At 63.8% G+C, this 18,556-nt stretch carries 14 protein-coding genes and 1 pseudogene; 1 reads left to right on the forward strand and 14 read right to left on the reverse strand.

Features of this window, described 5'->3' with window-relative positions:
• Positions 1-17: 17 nt before the first annotated feature.
• Positions 18-545: a chromate transporter gene (locus tag JYG37_RS01295; protein ID WP_050014278.1), complete on the reverse strand. Its 528-nt coding sequence runs from the start codon at positions 543-545 to the stop codon at positions 18-20.
• Entirely contained in the window at positions 542-1,210 is a 669-nt protein-coding gene (locus tag JYG37_RS01300) for a chromate transporter (protein WP_176017039.1), read from the reverse strand. Before JYG37_RS01300 ends, JYG37_RS01295 begins: the two co-directional genes overlap by 4 nt.
• Positions 1,211-1,306: 96 nt before the next feature.
• Here JYG37_RS01300 and JYG37_RS01305 point away from each other — a divergent pair, with 96 nt between their 5' ends.
• Positions 1,307-2,191: a transcriptional regulator GcvA gene (locus JYG37_RS01305; protein WP_050014276.1), complete on the forward strand. Its 885-nt coding sequence runs from the start codon at positions 1,307-1,309 to the stop codon at positions 2,189-2,191.
• A gap of 119 nt (positions 2,192-2,310) precedes the next feature.
• Here the strand turns inward: JYG37_RS01305 and tssF are convergent, their stop codons facing one another.
• From tssF to JYG37_RS01365, 12 genes and pseudogenes are all read right to left on the reverse strand, one after another.
• Positions 2,311-4,188: a type VI secretion system baseplate subunit TssF gene (gene tssF, locus JYG37_RS01310; protein ID WP_213345816.1), complete on the reverse strand. Its 1,878-nt coding sequence runs from the start codon at positions 4,186-4,188 to the stop codon at positions 2,311-2,313.
• Positions 4,189-4,192: 4 nt separating this feature from the next.
• A pseudogene (locus JYG37_RS01315) lies at positions 4,193-4,474 on the reverse strand (hypothetical protein); the annotation flags it as partial.
• Between the two features lie 69 nt (positions 4,475-4,543).
• On the reverse strand, positions 4,544-4,804 hold the full coding sequence (locus tag JYG37_RS01320) for a PAAR domain-containing protein (protein WP_050014342.1): 261 nt from the start codon (positions 4,802-4,804) through the stop codon (positions 4,544-4,546).
• A 69-nt stretch (positions 4,805-4,873) separates the two neighbouring features.
• Complete coding sequence (locus JYG37_RS01325; protein ID WP_124631170.1) at positions 4,874-5,347, reverse strand: hypothetical protein; 474 nt, start codon at positions 5,345-5,347, stop codon at positions 4,874-4,876.
• A gap of 27 nt (positions 5,348-5,374) precedes the next feature.
• The gene (locus tag JYG37_RS01330) at positions 5,375-6,463 is read right to left on the reverse strand and encodes a DUF6708 domain-containing protein (protein WP_124631169.1); all 1,089 of its coding nucleotides are present in this window, start codon (positions 6,461-6,463) and stop codon (positions 5,375-5,377) included.
• Positions 6,464-6,466: 3 nt separating this feature from the next.
• Positions 6,467-9,031, reverse strand: a complete 2,565-nt coding sequence (locus tag JYG37_RS01335) for a T6SS effector BTH_I2691 family protein (protein WP_124631168.1) — start codon at positions 9,029-9,031, stop codon at positions 6,467-6,469.
• Complete coding sequence (locus tag JYG37_RS01340) at positions 9,028-9,798, reverse strand: DUF4123 domain-containing protein (RefSeq protein WP_080334283.1); 771 nt, start codon at positions 9,796-9,798, stop codon at positions 9,028-9,030. The genes JYG37_RS01335 and JYG37_RS01340 overlap by 4 nt, the downstream gene beginning before the upstream one ends.
• A 10-nt stretch (positions 9,799-9,808) precedes the next feature.
• A complete protein-coding gene (locus JYG37_RS01345; protein ID WP_213345817.1) occupies positions 9,809-12,280 on the reverse strand; it encodes a type VI secretion system Vgr family protein in 2,472 nt (823 codons plus the stop codon).
• A gap of 430 nt (positions 12,281-12,710) precedes the next feature.
• Complete coding sequence (locus JYG37_RS01350; RefSeq protein WP_050014271.1) at positions 12,711-14,018, reverse strand: solute carrier family 23 protein; 1,308 nt, start codon at positions 14,016-14,018, stop codon at positions 12,711-12,713.
• A gap of 271 nt (positions 14,019-14,289) precedes the next feature.
• Entirely contained in the window at positions 14,290-15,531 is a 1,242-nt protein-coding gene (gene flgL, locus JYG37_RS01355) for a flagellar hook-associated protein FlgL (RefSeq protein WP_213345818.1), read from the reverse strand.
• Positions 15,532-15,553: 22 nt separating this feature from the next.
• Positions 15,554-17,554 (reverse strand): flagellar hook-associated protein FlgK, encoded by a 2,001-nt coding sequence (flgK, locus tag JYG37_RS01360; RefSeq protein ID WP_050014269.1) that lies wholly within the window; start codon positions 17,552-17,554, stop codon positions 15,554-15,556.
• 183 nt (positions 17,555-17,737) lie between these two features.
• Positions 17,738-18,493 carry a flagellar brake protein gene (locus JYG37_RS01365; RefSeq protein ID WP_050014268.1) on the reverse strand — a complete coding sequence of 252 codons (756 nt, stop codon included), beginning with the start codon at positions 18,491-18,493 and terminating at the stop codon, positions 17,738-17,740.
• Between the last annotated feature and the right edge of the window lie 63 nt (positions 18,494-18,556).

The following is an 18,556-nucleotide window of genomic DNA, read 5'->3' on the forward strand; positions in this document are numbered from 1 at the left end:
GGGCGGTTGTGCGCCGTTCACTGCCCGATGCCCGTGAGCCCGATCAGCGCGCCGCCCGCGAGCAGCCACAGCGGATGGATGCGCGTGCGCCACGCGAGCACCGCGCATGCGGCCGTGATGCCCCACTGGATCGCGGTGCGGTTCGACGCCTCGGAAATCAGCACCGCGCTGGCCGCGACGAGCCCGGCCGTCACCGGCATCATCCCCTGCTGCACGTAGCGGCGCCACGGCCGGTCGCGAAAGCGCTCCCACGCATGCAGCGCGAGCACCGTCACGATCGACGACGGCCCGAACTTCGCGACCGACGCGACGAGCAGCCCGGCCCAGCCGGCCACGTGCCAGCCGACCAGCGACACGATCATCATGTTCGGCCCGGGCGCCGCCTGGGCCAGCGCGAACAGCGCGGTGAACTCGTGCGCGCTCATCCAGTGGTGCACGTCGACGACCTGCCGCTGCATCTCCGGCAGGATCGTGTTGCCGCCGCCGAACGCGAGCAGCGACAACTGGCTGAAGATCGTCGCGATGGCGATCAGCGTGTCGCTCATGGCCGGCGCTCCTGTTGCGTGTGGGGCGAGTCGTGCGCATCGTGCGTGTCTCGCGCGGCATCCGGCACCGGCCGCGGCGCGCCGGCCTCGCGGCGGCGCGACGCGAGCCAGATGCTGACGGGCGTCAGCACCAGCATCGTGGTCAGCAGCGGAAGTCGCAGCACCGCGATCGCGACGAATGCGAGCGCCGCAATCGCCGCCGCGGTGCGCGGCGCCCGAAGCAGCGGCTTCGCGACCTTCACGGCCATCGCGACGAGCAACCCGGCCGCCGCCGCCGCGAGCCCCGCGAACAGGTGCTGCACGCGCGGATCGTTCTGCGTCTTCGCGTACAGCACGCCGAGCGCGACGACGACGAGCGTCGGGCCGGCGATCAGCCCGAGAATCCCGGCGAACGCGCCGGCGACGCCGCGAAAGCGCATGCCGACGGCGACCGACAGGTTGATCACGTTGCCGCCCGGCAGGAACTGGCACAGGCCGAGCAGATCGGTGAATTCGTCGGCGGAGAGCCACTTGCGCTCGTCGACGATCGTGCGCCGCGCGAACGGCAACGCGCCGCCGAACGACATCAGGCCGAGCGACAGGAAACCGGTGAACAGCTCGGCGAGGCCGACGCTGCGGGGGGACTCGGCAGGCGGCGGGAAGGCGGGCGGCAAAGCGGATTGCATGGGGCTCCTCATCAAACGGTGAATCGAGGTTACCGCCGTTCGGGATGCCGGCAAAACGATTTTATCGACGCGCCCTTGTGATCTAGAATCACAAGCATGGCACGCGATCTCCCGCCCTTTTCCGCGCTTCGGGCCTTTGAAGCCGCGGCACGACATGAAAGCTTCAGCGCCGCCGGCGACGAGCTGCATGTGACTCACGGTGCCATCAGCCGGCAGATCGCCGGGTTCGAGGCGTGGCTCGGCAAGCCGGTGTTCCACCGCTACGGCAAGCGCGTGAAGCTCACCGACGAAGGCCGCCGCTACCTGGACACCGTACGCGCGGCGTTCGACAGCATCGCGCACGCGACCGAGCAGTTGCGCAACACGGGCGCGGCGCGCGTGCTGCGCATCAACGCGCTGCCGACCTTCGCGATGAAATGGTTGCTGCCGCGCCTGTCGCGGTTTCAGCGCGACGTGCCGAACGTCGAGCTGAAGCTGTCGACGTCGAACGCGCCGCTCGACACGCTGAACGGCTTCGACGTCGCGATCCGCCGCGGCCCCGGCCACTGGCCGAATTGCACGAGCGGCCACTTCCTCGACGAAAGCGTGATTCCGGTGTGCAGCCCGGCACTGCTCAAGCGCGCGCCGATCACGCGCGCGGACGATCTCGCGCGGCACGTGCTGCTGCATTCGGATACGCGGCCGGAAGGCTGGCGCGACTGGTTCGCGGCGGCGGGTGTCGCGATGAAGGGCCGCAAGCGACAGTCGTTCGACCACTTCTACCTGGCGCTGCAGGCGGCCGTCGACGGGCTGGGCGTCGCGCTCGGCCCGTTGCCGCTGATCGACGACGAACTCGCGAGCGGGCGGCTGGTGATGCCGCTCGACGGGCCGCGTATCGCGACGCGCAGCTACTGGTGGATCGCGCCGGGCGCGCCGGCCGACGATCCGCTCGTCGCGCAGTTCTGTGCGTGGTTGCAGGGGCAGTCGAATACTGGCGCGTAATGCAAGCGATCGGCAGCGTTGCGCCGCCCACCCGGGTCAGACAACATACGGTCGAGCGCTTGGTCCGGGCTGATCCGGATCACCCCGCCGCCTCATGACGAGAATCCTGGCCGATGCGTTCAGATCAGCGGCTGCGTACCGGGCATGGCCGCGCCTCGCGTCAATTCCTGGCCGGTCTGCGCCGAACGGACCACCAGTTGGACATAACTGTTCGTCGGCCCGTACGGCGCGAAGAACCGTTCGAGCAGCTTCGTGAACACGACCAGGCTGACTTCGCGCAGCGCGGTCTCGTCAAGCGACAACATGATTTCGATGCCGCGCACGAACGACGGGAACTGATTATCCAGCGACATCCATTTCATTGCCGGCTTGTAGTCCAGTTCGGTAATCGCGTCGATGCAGCGCAGCGCGAACGGCGTCGTGCGCACCGCGTGGAGCCGCAGGAATGCTTTCAGCCCCGATAACCCGTCCCGCGTCAGATCCAGCGGATGCGGCGCAAGCGTCGACAACACGCGCCACAGCGCACCGTGGCCACGCGGCAGATCAGCCGTCAACGTCGGTCGGGTAATCAACTGGATCGGACAATCCAGCGCCTTGCTTTCGAGCAGCAAATCGCCCACCGGATTGCCGATCGACAAGCGCGCCGGCAAGTCGCCGTTTGTCACCGTCGTCACCACATCGATTTGGGGCAGCTTTGGCCGGACCGACTGTCCGTCCAGTCCGACCAGCGACAGCATCATGGATTGACGACCGGGCGATCCCGCATCGCGGTCACGAAACGCAACCCAATAGACCGCCGCCGAATCCGGGCGCGGATCGTGACTCAGCGCCTGATAGGGCCGCACCAGGGTTCTAGGCCGATCACTGTCGAGCGATACGTCCTCGTCTTTGTCCTTCTTCCTTGATAACTCGCCGAGATAGACCGCGTCGACCGAATACACGCCCAGCGGCGAATGTTTCGCCAGTCGCACGGGTTGGACCGGATAGGCGTCCTGCCCCTTCAACACAATGGGCAGGGCCGGTTGAGAAAAGAGATTCACGACGGGCGTACAAAACAGCTTGAACGCCGCCGCGTCCAGCGATGCAAGCGCCAGCGCGGCGACCGAGTCGGCAGGCGTATCGCGCAATACGACGTGCAACGTTAGTTCCCGAGCGTCGGGAGCGCTTGCTGCCCGCCGCACGCGGCCGATGTCGAGATCGACGAAATCGAACAGTTCGGGAAACGCGAAGTATTCCAGCAAGTAGCGGTAGGTGGTCGCGGTGCGGCTGGTGGTTCGGTTGTCCGGCAGCAAGCGGTCGTCATCGGCGAAACCGACCGGTTCGAACGGCACCTTCGATATGGCCCGCCAGCGCCCACATTGATCGACCTCGACATACGCGGCCGCCGCGCGCAGCAGCAAAGCGTCCAGCAGCGACGAGACGAAGGGCCGTTCGCCGGAAAGATAGATCCGGACAGGCCCGTCCGGAATACCTGCCGTGAATGGACCGGCAGCCGACGCGAAGCTGATCGACAGCACGCCGGTTGCGTCTGTCGGCAATCTCACGGCCGACGGCGCCAGCAGCGCCGGGGCATACCGCGCGGACCGGATTTGCAATGGCGAGAGGGTCACGTCGTAGGCCGACCGGAACCGTATCGGGGCGGTGCGCGCATTCAACGCCATGCCTCGCGGCACGATGATCGGCTCCGTCAGTTGACCGACGATCGTCCGTGGTTCGACCGAGGCAATCGCGCACGACGGTATGGTGCGCAGATAGTGGGGGTGGACGACCTCGAGCAGCGCCTCGGTGAACTCGGGATAGTCGTCGGCCAGCTTCGAATCGAGGTGTGCGGCCAGAAACGAAAAGGTTTGAATCAGACGGGCCACATGCGGATCGTCGCTTCGGCCGCTCTGGATGCCGAGCCGAGCCGCGATCTTTGGATAGCGGATCGCGAAATCGCCGAGTGCCCGCGCGAACAACCCGAGTTCATATTCGTAATGCGACAGCAGGTGATCCATTCAGCTACAGCCCTAGTCGGTCGGAACGCACGAGTGTCGGGCCGACGAAGATAAGTTTGCGCAATCCTCCTTGTGGGCCGTATGGCTGCATCCGGATCATTTCATGCTGCGGTCCGTACGACGGGAGAGATTCGGCCGCCTCGGCGTCGAGAATCGCCGGGCCGACGACGTGTCGGTCATAGAGATGTTCGATTTCCGCTAGCCGTTCCGCCCGCGTGCGCTTGCCAGGCTCCGGGAAGTGGCGTGGCCGGTTCAAATAAAGCCAATGATGCACAACCTGCGCGTCGGGCGACGATTCGCCGATCAATGCCGTTTCCTTCATCGGATCTACCGAACCGCCCATACGCGATGACCTCTATTCAAGCGACGAAATCAGTCGCGCTCCGCACTCCGTCGGATCATCGTGAAAGGCTACCGGCGTACCGTGATGGTTGCGCGTACTGTTTTGGGGAATGATCCTGAACTGCCCGCCGCACTTCGGACATTCGGTCAGGTGCCCTTCGAGCGCGACGGGAATGCCCTGCGCTTTCAGATCGTCACTCGCGGTGATCACGTGGCCTCCGTGCGTCGTCTTGTCATTCAGGCGGATCACGCCACGTCCGTTTTCATCCTTCATCATCCTTTCCGCATCGTTTGCATTGTCATGCCGTTGAACAAGCAAGACCTGATCGGTCCCGCATCCAGGTCAACCGTCGCTCTTCGGAGCGACTCCGCTAAAAGTTTTCGGATGCCGAGCATTGGCGCAAATTCGATTCCATCCGGAGAATTCGAACGCGGTCGCGTACCTGCCTCCATTGTCCTCATCACGAATTCCGTAATTCAGCTCAGGCTTCTCCAGGCTGAGCGGGCCATAGTCGGCAAGTGACGGATCATCCGAACGGGTCACATAGATAAAACGCGCGCGAACCAGCTGGCCGGCCCGATTTTTGTAGGTGACGTATCCGCAAATGAACGTGCGCGTGTAGTTCGGCGTCGAACTTATCCCGTGCAAATCAAGCGTGTTTTCGTATAAATCAAAAAAATCGATGTCTTGGGCATCGACCAATGCTGATTTGACCGCTTTTTCCGCAGCATCGTATTTCGCAGATGCACTTGACGAGCATCCAGCGAACAACACAAGTGCCGTGGTTAGCGCCGCTACGATGTGCCTTTCAATCATGCCGGAAATCCTCTTCGTCAAGCACCGTTAGCTTCGCACTGCCGAGTTTGCCATGTTGGCAGCAGGATTCTCGAGCCAAGCTGCCGCGTACATTCCGCCGTCGGGTTCACCCCTCCAGTCTTCGACCCGCGCTTTCGACCCATTCGGATACTCGCCGCGCTGCTGGGCCAACACGGTGTCTCCCCATCCGACAGGCGTCCCTGAGCGCGGTTCCGCGTAAAGATCATCGGGCGCGATCGCGGAGATTTGCTCGATGGCGGCAGGCCAGACAGGATCGCGACAGGTCGCATTCGCAATGATTCGCATGACGGTAAAGATCAGAATCAGCGGCATCATCAGCAAACGAATGAAGACCGGCGCGCGCATCCCGAAGCTATACAGAGAAAACAGGAACGACTCGCGTGGCGTCTCGCGCTGCGTGTGAAACAGCATCGGTTTGGGCAAACCGTTCGGCCCGCCGTTCATGTACGCGCACCAGTAGTTCCACTGCGCGAGTGCCATTTCAACCTGCTGCTTGCCGGTCCATTCCCGACCTATCGAGAACACGCGAGTGACATTGCCGTGGTCGTCGACCGTATAGTGCCGAATGTGGAAAATCGTGCCGAAGGACGTGTCTTCGCGGTGCAGACAAAAGATCGAATCTTCCGTCCACGGTGCTTCCCAAACGATGTCACCTTCGCTGGGTTTCGCGAAAAAGCGTCGTGCGCGAATCGCAAAAAGCTTGCGAGCTTCGCGATGGAAACGGATCGGGCGATAGCGGAGACCAAAGAACAGGCCTCGCCCGAGTTTCCAGACCATGAAACCAAAGCCTAGAGAAATGCATAGCGCAAAAACGTCGCCCAGTGAATCGGCTGCGTATGGGTAGCGAACATGAGTGAGCCAATAGACATATGGCCCGATCCCTATACACATGAAGGCGAACACTACGCCAGTGACAAACCACTGTTTTTCGAGAAAGGAAGGCTCGATCACATCCATAAAGATCGAGTTAATGCTGAAAGTCGCCCCGAAGTCCTGAACGTCTGGACCAACGGCTCGATTGATCGGCAAGCGATGTGCGAGATCCCACTCCGGTACCGGCTTGCCAATGCACTTCTTCATGACGCGTTCGTCCATATGTCAGGCTCCCGCCGCCGAGCTAAATGCCTTGAGTTCCGCCTCAAGCGAGTCGTAGTGCTCCCCCTTGCTGAATTTGCAACGGGAGACCCAATCCTTGAGGGCTGACGCCTTGAAAATTGCGATCGCAATCGCTATCAGAATCGACAAAATCAGGGCCGGCCAGAAAAGGGGCCAACTGAAAAGTGCGGCGACAGCTACGTACGCGCCAAGACTTCCACTTCCGATATAGAGCCATCCCAATTTTTTTTCGCGATTTTGGAAAGCCTCAGGCGCATTCTTGAATATGTCAAACCCGGCCAAGAAGAGGCCTGCGATCGCGCCGAGTCCACGCCCAAACTTCACGCCAACCTCAGCGCCGTCCTTGGATACGCCCCACGCCTGCATCAGATACGCTGACAACGGATGAGCGGGCGTTTTCACTACGGTCTCCGACGAGTATTCGATGAGGGATCCGATGATCGCAACAACAGCACCAGCGCCCTTCATAGTGGTTTCGGTTTCATTGAACTGATCTCGATCCTTCCAATCCAGGGCAGCAAACGTGAGCGTCGCCATCTGAAAGATTACAGTCGCGACGCCCAAGTTGAACTCGGTCGACGAATTGAGCCACTTCTTTGCTGAGTCCACTCCTGGGACTTTAACGGCCTTGATCGCACTGGCCTCGAGCTTCCCGTCCCGAACCAGAGCGTCGACGTCCATCTCGTAGGCGACGACATTCGGATCACTCGGTGGCGCCGTCCTCAGGACCTGTTTCCCGACCTGGGTCGCCGAGGCGCGCTGTTCCGTCCGGTTTCCGTCCAATTTGACGTCCAACTCCCGGGCTTGCTGCAACGCCCAGTCGCGAATGGCAAGTTTGCTGACTTGTGACGGTTTGAGTCGAACTCCGGACTGTATCGCCAAACGAATAGTCACGAAGCCGAGCGCGGCACCGCGCGTGGTCTTCGTGAGTACGCCGACGATCTGATTGGCGGTCGTCACGATGAGTCGATCGCGCAGACTGGCCGCGTTGCCCAGATTTTCGATCTTCTTGAACGCTTCCTTGTAGAGATTCAGGAAGTTCTCGTATTGGATATCAGAACCGTGCACCTGTGCGTCCGCCGCTTTTATCAGCGTGTCCTGATTGAACATCAGGGCGCGCACGTACAGATTGCGGATGTTCGAAGCCTGACCGTTCAGCCAGTCATCGAGCACTTTCTTGCAGGCTTCGGTGCCGACAGCGGCACCAATGGCCTGTGCGCAGGACTCACTGTATGCGTAGCCGCTCCGAAGGTCCTGCGAATCGTGAACGCCAGCCATCCATTCGGCGAGCAATTGCGACTTGAGCCATTCCGCATGCGCTTGCACAAGCGGCTGCCACTTCGGCTTGAACGCTTCGAGCGCTTGCTGATACTCCTGTGGGAAGCGTTTCAACGCCTCTTCATCGAGCACGCTGGTTCGCTTCCCATCGGGACCGACCTTGAACGCTGCGTCCTCCCACGCCTCGTTCGCCGCCTCTTCCTGCGTCGCGGGAACGTCCCCCGTCTTTCGGTCTTCCTCCTTCATCGCCTGCTCAAGACTTCCCGTCCTAATCCACGAGCGCATGACGTGAAAAAAACCGACCGCATCCGGCGCGACGGGAGCGCCGACCTTCATATTGACGGCATTGGCATCGGCGATGGTCTTCGAAGTTCCATAGGTCAGTCCAGTAACGGCCTTCGCATTCGCTCGAATTCCCGCTTCAGCACGTTGGAGCAGTTGCGCCGATGTCCACTTCCAATACATCTGTTCGTCGAAACCATTGTTCAGGTTGGGAACCGTCAGTTCCGCGAGATCGTTAGCGACGCCGACAGGGTCGTTGACCGCGACCACAAAGCCTTTCTTGTTCGGAGATTCAGCCATTGCATCACCGATTCGTTTGGCGACGTTGCGCTGACGTAGTCGGATCTCGTCCTTGGGTGTGCGGTTGCTAAAGCCGAACGCTGCCTTCATCGCCTGAGCATCCATCGCAAAATGCGCGATCTTGCTCTGCGTGGCTTGAAATTCGCCCGTATCGGTGGCGCCCCCGGCCAGCATCGCGGGAACGTTGATGCACTGCATATGCTGCTTGCGCCAAGCGTCTTCATTGATTTTGTTGTGTACGAGGTCCTTGGTCCACCGCACGTTCGACCAGCCAATCCAGAGATTGCTCGCCTCGTCACTTCCAGGCGTATGCTGAACACTGACACATCGCCCCAGCGACTCGAAGTCCGTTTCGGCACGTGCGATACAACTTTGAGTGAGTGCGCTTTTGGAGTCGCCCGGAGGTGGCGTCGTGTCGGGTGGGAAATACCAAAGACTGCCATCATCCAGAACCATGTAAGCGCTGAGCCGTTTGCGCTTCTCGTCGTAGGTGTATAGATAGCCTTGACGCAGCGCGCGTAACGTGAATTTGGCGGAGGCAACTGCTTGAGGTGCCCGACCGTCAATTTTGAAATTACCGGACAGCGCTGGGGCTTTCGCTGCGCCACGCGGACAAGCGATTGCGTACCGTACGGGATAGATCAGCAGCGATTGGCGATCGCACAGCGGGCAACCTTTGGTCGTCATGGTTTTGATCCTCGAGTTTCAGAGTCAAGTGCAATATCGAGTCGCAAGTGTTGCAATGCATACTCGACAAGCGCATCGACATCCATAGCGTGGCCGCTCAGAATCGCCTCACTGAACACCCTGTCCAGTGCGATGGGGAATTGCGCGGCGTGCTCGACAGACATGGTGGGTAGCCGGCGTAGCACCCGATCTGCGGCTTCACTGCAATTGATGCGCGGCCATTGCTCGCGACGCGGCCAGCCGGACGGTTGATCGGTGTCCGCTGTGTCGGCGCCGGAACGCGTAACGCACCAGCGATGTCCGGCCCACGCGAACTGCCACGCCTGAATCGGGCCAAACAATGCCCGTTGCTGAGACGAATCGAGCACCGCGTGTGTCAGGCTCAGCACACGTGGATCGTAGTAACGCCAGAACGTGGGGTTACCGTCTGCGCCCGGACCGACCAGATAGCGTGCAACGTGTTCGCATATCGCGTCGGCGGGCGCATCGCTGCTGAGCCATGCGCACACCACAGGCGGGCGTTCAATATGTGTTTCTGCTACCCAGCACGCGGTTGCCAGCGCACGCGCTTCGTCGTCCAGCGCGGAGATATCGACGAGTTGGGGCATCAATTCCTCACGGTGTGCCAGCGCGCGCGGAGTACACGGCTGCATATCCAGTGCCAGCAGCTCAGGTGCATGAACTAGTGTCGTCGGTTCCACCAACAGGAAACCGTGTGTGAGCGGCCCCGAGAAGTTAGGGGCTGCTTGCAGGGGAGCAATAGTCATATGCCTTCGCTCATGTCAGTGCGACCGATGCCTGGCCAGCCTGGGCTGCGCCACTGGCAACCTGTTCACACAGATCATTGCCAGGGAAGTTGGCCGGCACGCTCTGCGGCCCCACCGTATCGTGACTGCCCGCATGGATCTTGTTTTCACCGGGCGTATAGCCCACGATGCCTTTCGCGCTGACTTCGAGCTGGCTGTTGCCGGCCGTCAAGCGAATGCCCTGCTTGGCGGTAATGTTGATCCAGTCCGTCGTGCTGATGATCGACAAGACCTTCTTTGCCAGCAGCTCCAACTCGTCGTTTTCCGCATGCGCCTGCACCTTGCCGCTCGCGGCGATCAGCTTCATCCCCATCTTGTGCACGAACAGCGAGAACTTGTCCGATACGCTGGCGAAGAACGATTTCCCCGTCGCGACCGACATGCTTTCGCCGGCCGTCACGGCTACGTGCTGGCCGCCCGTGACGTGCGCGGTCGCGGGCGTCGTCACGGCGATGCCAGCCGCGCCGGCCAGCAGCAAGTGCGCTTCGTTGAGTTCCGGGAAGTCGCCCTTGTCGCTGTTGCCCGTCGCCCCCGCGCCCTGGATACCCTCCACCTGCGATTTCAGCACATCGGCGATCGGTGTCTGGTCCGCTCCGTTGTCCTGCGCCTGATAGTGCTGCGCAAGCTTGCCAAGCTGCCCGTGTAACGTTTGTGCTTTGGTCAGTCGCGATGCGGGTTCGCTAACGTCCGAGAGGTGCCCCTGCGCAGCAGGACGCACCTCGGTGCTGATTACCATGCCCTTGCCGGAGCGAATCGCGCCGACCTCATCCGTACGCAGCTCGAAGCCCTCGCCCCGAGCATCCTTGCGCCCCTGCCAGTCCTCGATCCGGGTGATCTTGCCGAGCGAGAGTTGGCTCGCCGCATGGTCGGACCGAAGTTGCGCCTGAATGGCGTTCGCCGTGTCATCGAAGATCAGTTGATTGCTTCGGCCGGACGACGCGTTGCCATCCGCGCCGATCAGTTCCCGGCTGCGAATCCCCATCAGTGGATGCTCGTCCGGCAGCTTCCACGACGGCACGTTGCGCGCGTTCATCACGCGGCCCGTGATGATCGGGTGGTCCGGATTTCCATCGAGCCATTGCACGATCACTTCGGAACCGATACGGGGCAGCGCCGCCATCCCTTGGCCGCCGCCGGCCCAGCCGCTCGCGACCCGCACCCATGTCGAATACTTGCCGTCGCGATCCCAATGGAATTGAACCAGCACGCGGCCGTGTTCGTCGGTGTGGATGCTCGTGCCGGACTGGCCGACGACGGTTGCCGTCTGTGGCGCAAGGATCTTCGTGTCGATGCTGTTGTAGCCGCGCCCCGGCCGCCACGGCGTCGCCTTGGGGACACACGTGAACTCGTTGCGGTATTCCGCCAGCACGCCCGTGTCCTGCAAATAGTTGTTGGTCACCACGTGCCGAACCGAGACGATCAGGTATTCGTCGTCGCTCGGGTCGCGGCTCAGCGCCGAACCGTAACGGTCGGTCAGCTGGAACCAGCGCCCCGGCTGCACGAAGCGATTGTTGCCCTTCGCGTCGAAGCGCTTGATCGTCGCCTCGATTTCCTCCATTCGGCGATTCGCGATCTGATACCCATGCTCCATGTTCCGGTAGCCGTACGCGCCTGCGTACTCGTTCCATTCGAGCTGCGGCAGCGCGGCATCGGGACTCAACAGACTCGTTTGAACGTGGGTCGGCGTCGGCGTCTTGAAGTCGAAGCGGGACAGTTCCGCGTGCGTCGATGTCGTCTGCTGGAACGGGGACCAGCTCCGGATGCTGTTCGACTCTTCCGCCCCCTCGCCATTGTGGAAGCGGATTTCGTGAATCTTGCCGTCGATCGCGGGCGCGGGACGCGTCGGGTCGGAAACGGTCAGTTTGTGCGACGTGGCCGTGTGCTCGTACCAGTACAGGTAGCCCGCATGCTCCCAGCGCCGATGAACGTAATTGTGGTCGTCTTCATCGAACTGGCAGGCCATCGTCATGCGCGGATCGTCTTCGCCGACGTGCCACGCCCATTCCGGCAACACGCCGTAGTCCTGAAAAACCGTCGCTGTCTGGTCGTGCAGGTTCTGGTCGAGAAACAAACGATTGTGCTGGCTGTACTTCAGGTAGCGCAGCCACGGGCCTGCGTGCGCCTCATAGAATACCCAGCCGCCATCCGTGCGAACGTGCCGGAACGCGAAAATATGGCCGTTGAAATATCGCAGGCTTCCGTCGCCGCGCGCCAGACTGATCGTAATGCGCTTGCCGATGAAATCTTTCGGTGCAAGATGATCGTTATCCGACAGGATTTCGATCTTGTACGCGAAATCCTTCGATAACGCTTCAACCGCCTCGAATGCGTTCGGCAGCAGGATTCCGTAAGGCGCGTTATCGTCCGGAAAGCTGATTTGCACTTGCCGGTTGTATTGCGGGCCCAGCGCAAGGTCTCTCAGGGCCTGTGCCGTGTTCTGCATTGTTCTCGTCCCTCGGTCTGCGCGCGACGTGCCGGTGGGCTGCTCGTATGCCCCGGAATACTCCGGCAAAGGGGGACGAATGATGAGAGCATCGCGCCCATGCCGCGATAAGCTCAGACGTATACCACAAAGCCCCGCGACGACACACGGGAAGAAGTGTCAGGAATATTGAACGAATGCTAACGTGTCGTGCGGAGCGAGCGCCGTATCAGCGCCGACCAGCGTCTCCATCGAGACCAGGGCCGGCTCTTGAGATCCAACACCGTTACAGAATGTGAAGCCAGAAACAGACGCCCAACAAAATGGCTGATTCCAGTATTTTCCGCCCGATCTGACATCGCTTGGAACGTCTCGGACGAACACCTGCGGTCCCGATGTTTTTGTACCGTCAACCCGCGCTGCCGGGCGGCATTGCACCGCCCGCTCCCGCTCACACCACCGGCCCCGGTTCCTTCTCCTTGCGCAGGATCGCGTACAGGATGATCGCGCCGAACGTCGCGGTGCCGATCCCGCCGAGCCCGAAGCCGCCGATCTTCAGCGAGAAGTCGCCGGCGCCGAGCACGAGCGTGACGGCCGCGACGATCAGGTTGCGGTTGTCGGAGAAGTCGACCTTGTTGACGACCCAGATCCGCGCGCCCGTCACCGCGATCAGCCCGAACACGACGATCGACACGCCGCCGAGCACGGGGCCGGGAATCGTCTGGATCACCGCGCCGAACTTCGGCGAGAAGCCCAGCCCGATCGCGATCAGCGCCGCGACCGCGAACACCAGCGTCGAATAGATCCGCGTGACGGCCATCACGCCGATGTTCTCCGCGTAGGTCGTCACGCCCGTGCCGCCGACGCTGCCCGATACGATCGTCGCGAGCCCGTCGCCGATGAACGCGCGGCCGACGTAGCGGTCGAGATTGGTGCCCGTCATCGCGCTGACGGCCTTGATGTGGCCGAGGTTCTCCGCGACCAGGATCACCGCGATCGGCGCGAGCATCAGCATCGCGTGCGGATCGAACACCGGCGCGCGGAAGCTCGGCACGCCGAACCACGCGGCCTGCGCGACGATCGCGAAATCGATCGGCTTGCCGAGGCCCATGCCGTTGGTCGCGATCGCGTAGATCACGTACGCGATCACGAGCCCGACGAGGATCAAGAGGCGCTGCATCATCCCGCGCGCGAATACCGCGACGCCGCCGACGCACAGCACCGTGACGAGCGCCATCACCGACTCGAAGGTCGAGCCGGACACGCCCTTGACCGCGATCGGCGCGAGGTTCAGCCCGATCACCGCGACCACCGCGCCGGTGACGACGGGCGGCATCAGCGTCTCGATCCAGCGCGTGCCGATCGCCTGCACCAGCGCGCCGAGCGCGACGTACACGACGCCGCACGCGACGATCCCGCCGAGCGCGACCGGAATGTTCGGGTTCGGGCCGCTGCCGCCGTAGCCCGTCACCGCGATCACGAGGCCGATGAACGCGAAGCTCGAGCCGAGATAGCTCGGCACGCGCCCGCCGACCAGCACGAAGAACAGCAGCGTGCCGATGCCCGACATGAAGATGCACAGGTTCGGATCGAAGCCCATCAGCAACGGCGCGAGCACGGTCGAACCGAACATCGCGACGACGTGCTGCACGCCCATCGCGACCATCTGCGGCCACGCGAGGCGCTCGTCGGGGCCGACCACGCGCGAGGCCGCGCCGGTCGATTGGACCCGCCAGCGCGGGAAGTAGGAATCGGACATGGGGAAAGCGCTCCTGTCGGTCGTCGGTCGCCGGCTGCGAAGGATGCGCCGGTCTGGAATCTGGCGCGAGTTTACGGAGCGGAAATGGGGCTGGCAAGCGAACCGGCGGGCGGAGCCGGCCAAACGAGAACGCGGCAGGCCGCGCGAGAGAGCCGGTGCGCGACCGCGCGGCCCCGGCGAAGCGCCCGTCCGCGCACGATGCGCGGCTGGCAGCGGCAAGCACCGGCCGCGAAGTAAGCGTGCGCTCACATCGAAGCCGGCGCCGCGTGCATCACGGATTGATGTACTGGAACAGCGACAGGTTCTGCAGTTGCACGTACGCCTTCTGCGCGCCGGTCAGCGCGTTCTGCACCTGCAGGTACTGGCTGATCGTCGTGACCATGTTGGTGCTGGTCAGGTCCGTCAGGTTGCTGGTCGTCTGCAGCGACGCGGTCTGGGTGACGGCCTGCATCGCCTTCACTTCCTGCTCGCGGCCGCCGACGGATGCCTGGATCGTCGTCACGTTGCGCATCGTGTTGCCGACCTTGATCGACCCGGTCATCAGCGCGTTCTTCAGCGACACGGCCGCGACAGGGTTGCCGGTCACCGGCGTCTTCAGCGCCGCGATCATCGAGTCGAGCGTCGAGAAGATGTCGGCGCCGCCGCTCGCCTGCGGGCCGGGCGTCACGGCGAACGTATCGCCCGTGCTCGGCGTGCCCGATACGGCCACCGTCATCCCGCTGCCGAGCGCGATCGACGCACCCGACGTATAGGCCTGCGCGGGCGTCGTGGTCGGCGGCTTGGCCGAGTTGTCGGTCACCGTGTAGGTCGGCGCGGCGGGCGTGCCGCCGAACGTGATCGCGAAATGGTGATCGTTGGTCGCGGCGGACGGGTCCGTCACCGTCACCGCGCCGATCGCGCCGGTGCCGACGTTGCCGGCGCCGGCCGACGGAACCTGCGCGCTGCCGAGCGACGGCACGGACATGAACACCGCCGAACCGGTGTCGCCCTGCGACACGCTGCTCGCATCGGCGATCTGCACCTGGCGCGTGCCCGAGTCGCCGACGTAGCTGATGCTGCCGTTCGGGCTGGCCGTGAACGGCGCCGTCGAATTGTTCAGGCCGGCGAACAGGTAATTGCCGGCCCCGTCGTTCGAGTTCGCGAGCGTCACCAGCTGGTCGCGATAGCCTTGCAGCTGCGTCGCGAGCGCCGAGCGGTCGCTGTCGGCCAGCGAGCCGTCGCCGGCACGCACGATCAGCGTCTGCACGCCGGTCAGCACGCTGCTCACGCTCTGCAGCGCCTGGTCCTCGGCCTGCAGCGACGCGAGCGCGGTGGTCTGGTTGGTCGTGTACTGCGACAGCGTCGCCGACGTCATCGACAGCTGCACGGCCTGCGCCGCGCCGACCGGGTTGTCGGCCGGCGTCTGCAGGCTCGTGCCGCTCGAAATCTGCTGGTACAGCTGCGCGAGCTGCGCCTGCTGATCGTTCATCTGTGAAACGTTCAGCTGGAAGAACTGGGCGCTGGAAATTCGCATCGCTTCTATCCCTCGAATCGGGTCAGTTGAACAGGCCGAGCACGGTCTGGAACAGCGTCGCCGCCGTCTGGATCACTTTCGCGTTCGCCTGGTAAAGCTGCTGGTACTGCATCAGGTTCGCCGCTTCCTCGTTCTGGTTCACGCCCGACACCGACTGCTGCGCGGTCGTGATCTGGCCGACGAGCGAGGTCTGCGCGGCGCTCGACGACTTCAACTGGCTCGCCGTGTTGCCGATCGCGTTCACGTAGTTCGCATACGCGCCGGTCAGCGTCGTCGTGCCGCCGCCGAGCGCCTTCGCGGTGACGAGCTGCGACAACGCTTGTGCGTTGGAGCCGTCGCTCGTGCCGCCCGCGTACGGTCCGATCGTGAACGTGTCGCCATCCGACGGCGCGCCGGACAGCGTGACGGTCACGCCGTTCATCACGCCCGCCGGGGCCGGCTGCGTGGTGCTGTTGATCGTCAGCTTCGCGCCGGCCGTCGCGTTGTACGGCACGCTGTCGGTCGGGCTCGTGATCGTCACCGAGGTTGGCGGGGTGCCCGCGATCGTCACCGTGGTGCCGGCCGGGAAGCCCGACAGCGACTGCGACGCCGCGTCGTAGGTCAGCTTGGTCGGCGTCGTCGGCACCTGGTAGCCGGCGCTCACCGCGCCCTGCGTGATCTTTGCCGTGCCGATGTTGGTTTTCGATGCCGCAGCGACCACCGGCGACGCGGCCGCGATCGCCGAGCCGCTCGTGGTCGCGAGGCCGAAGCCGGTCAGCGCGCCGCGCGTCGGCAGCACGGTGAACTGGTCGCCGGCATTCATCGCGCCGGACGAGAACGAGAAGTTCAGCCCGCCGAGCGAGACCGGCATCGGACCCGCCTTCTGGTCGACCACCGACCCGCTCGCGCGGTCGGTCAGCGTGTAGTTCGTGCCGTCGTACGACAGCGTGTAGTCGCTCGTCGTCGGCTGCGACGCATTGGCGAACGACACGGACAGCGACGCGTTGCCGGTGTTGCCCTGATTCGAATAGACGGTCGGGTTCGTCACCGTGAACAGGTTGCCGCCCGGCTTGCCCGCCAGATCGACGCCGAGCGCGTTCTGCGCGTTGACCTGCGCGGCGAAGCTGGTCGCGAGCGCGCCGAGCTGCGCCTGGGCCGGGTCGAGCGTCTGACGGCGGAACGCGAGCAGGCCGCCGAGCGTGCCGCCCGACAGCGACGCATCCGGCAGCGCCTGGTTCGGCCCCTGCGGATTCGCGCCGGCGATGCCCTGCGACACGACGGTCAGCTCGCTCGGATCGGACGACGACGTGACGGTCGCAAGCTGGTAGCTCTTGTCGGCGACGACGAGCGGCTGGCCGCCCGCGAGGAATACGCTGTAGCCGCTGTCGTTGCGCACGACCTGCACGCCGGCGAGGCTCGACAGGTTCGACACCGCGAGGTCGCGCTGGTCCATCAGCTGGTTCGGCGGCTGCCCCTGGCTGCTCGCCGCCGAGATCTGCTGGTTCAGCTGCGCGATCTGCGCGGTGTACGTGTTGATCTGCGACACGGTGCTGGTGAGCTGCGTGTTCACGCTCTGGCGCAACGCGTCGTATTGCTGGCCCGCCGCCTTCAGCTGGTCGCCGAGAATCTGCGCGTTGCTGATCGCGGTCTGCCGCACCGACGGATCGGACGCATTGTTCGCGACGTTCTGCAGCCCCGTGAAATAGCTCGTGATCGCGGTCGAGATGCCGGCCGTCGGGCTGCCGACGTAGTTGTTCAGCTGGGCGACGAGCGAATACCACGTCGACAGCGCGCCGCCCTGCGACTGCGCACCGTTCAGCTGGTCGCTCAGGTACTGGCTGTACTGCCGTTGCACGGTGACGGTGTTCACGCCCTGCGGCAGGTAGCCGCTGCTGGTGTACTGCCCGCTCGCCTCGGCATAGACGGGGCGTTCGACCGAATAGCCGGGCGTCGCGGCGTTGCTGATGTTCTGGCCGGTCGTCGTGAGGCCCCAGAGCGCGGCATTCAGGCCGCTGACGCCGAGGTTCATGAGTGTGTTGGACATGCGCGATCCTGATGAGCCGGCCGCGCTGCGGCCGCCGGGTTGCGTGACTCCCGGTATAACGGCCGCGGATTGAAAAAATTGAGGAAAAAATGCACGCCCGACGCACGGGCGTGCGTCGCCGCTGGAAGCGCCCGGCGCAAGGCGCCGGCGGCGCTGCGCGGGCGGCCCGTGGGGGCCTGCGCGTCAGGCCCGCGCGAGCGAGCGGCGCTTCATTTCGAGCTGCGTGATCAGCCGCTGCAGCGTGTTCTCCGCGCTGCCCGGCAGCGACATGTAGCGAAAGCCGAGCTGGTAGCGCCGCGACCCGTTCGGCATCTGCGTCGAGCGCTGCGACACCAGTTGCAGGTCGAGCGACAGCTTGCCGTGGCCGGTCAGCTCGAGCTCGACGTCCGGCAGCAGCGTGCCGACCTCGAGCGCCTCGACGCGCTCGTCGGCCGTGCGCAGCCCCACGCCGCCGAGCGACAGGTTGTGCACCTCGAACAGGAAGCTTTCGCCGTCCGGCAGCTTGCCGCGGCACAGGAACGGATCGACGATCGGCGCGTCGACGCGGAAATATTCGCGGCGCTGGATGCACACCAGCACGTCGGGGAAATCGGCGACGAACGCGGGCAGCCCCTCGTAGCGCGTCTCGCGCGGCGTGCCCGTGGTGAATTCGACGCGCACGCCCTCCGGCGCGGCCGCGAACGTGCAGTGCGACGCGCCGAGGATGCCGGCGTTCTGCTCGGACAGCGCGCCCCAGTCGAACGTGAACGTCCGCTCGCCGACGTCGACCTCGAGCAGACGCGTGACGAGCTGGCCACCCGGATACTGGACGGTCAGGAAATCGCCGCGGTTCACCAGGTTGCGCAGCTGCACGCCGATTTCCAGCGGATTGCGGCGGGCATAGTCGGGCCCGGAGTGGCCTGCATCCAGGCTGGGGTCCGTCGACGTTTCGATATTCATGGCTAGCCGGTCTTTCTTGTCATGGGCGCCCGGGGCAACCGGTGCGCAATAAAACCGGGCCAG

This window comes from Burkholderia sp. LAS2 (genome assembly GCF_018417615.1).
GTDB classification, from domain to species: Bacteria; Pseudomonadota; Gammaproteobacteria; order Burkholderiales; family Burkholderiaceae; genus Burkholderia; species Burkholderia sola.

Bases quoted from the DNA above. Each gene is read 5' to 3' on its own strand.
- JYG37_RS01320 (WP_050014342.1), bottom strand. From the start codon at position 4,804: ATGAAGGATGAAAACGGACGTGGCGTGATCCGCCTGAATGACAAGACG.
- JYG37_RS01305 (WP_050014276.1), top strand. From the start codon at position 1,307: ATGGCACGCGATCTCCCGCCCTTTTCCGCGCTTCGGGCCTTTGAAGCC.
- flgK (WP_050014269.1), bottom strand. From the start codon at position 17,554: ATGTCCAACACACTCATGAACCTCGGCGTCAGCGGCCTGAATGCCGCG.
- JYG37_RS01345 (WP_213345817.1), bottom strand. From the start codon at position 12,280: ATGCAGAACACGGCACAGGCCCTGAGAGACCTTGCGCTGGGCCCGCAA.
- JYG37_RS01295 (WP_050014278.1), bottom strand. From the start codon at position 545: ATGAGCGACACGCTGATCGCCATCGCGACGATCTTCAGCCAGTTGTCG.
- JYG37_RS01325 (WP_124631170.1), bottom strand. From the start codon at position 5,347: ATGATTGAAAGGCACATCGTAGCGGCGCTAACCACGGCACTTGTGTTG.
- JYG37_RS01300 (WP_176017039.1), bottom strand. From the start codon at position 1,210: ATGCAATCCGCTTTGCCGCCCGCCTTCCCGCCGCCTGCCGAGTCCCCC.
- JYG37_RS01365 (WP_050014268.1), bottom strand. From the start codon at position 18,493: ATGAATATCGAAACGTCGACGGACCCCAGCCTGGATGCAGGCCACTCC.
- JYG37_RS01335 (WP_124631168.1), bottom strand. From the start codon at position 9,031: ATGACGACCAAAGGTTGCCCGCTGTGCGATCGCCAATCGCTGCTGATC.
- tssF (WP_213345816.1), bottom strand. From the start codon at position 4,188: ATGGATCACCTGCTGTCGCATTACGAATATGAACTCGGGTTGTTCGCG.
- JYG37_RS01340 (WP_080334283.1), bottom strand. From the start codon at position 9,798: ATGACTATTGCTCCCCTGCAAGCAGCCCCTAACTTCTCGGGGCCGCTC.
- JYG37_RS01330 (WP_124631169.1), bottom strand. From the start codon at position 6,463: ATGGACGAACGCGTCATGAAGAAGTGCATTGGCAAGCCGGTACCGGAG.
- flgL (WP_213345818.1), bottom strand. From the start codon at position 15,531: ATGCGAATTTCCAGCGCCCAGTTCTTCCAGCTGAACGTTTCACAGATG.
- JYG37_RS01350 (WP_050014271.1), bottom strand. From the start codon at position 14,018: ATGTCCGATTCCTACTTCCCGCGCTGGCGGGTCCAATCGACCGGCGCG.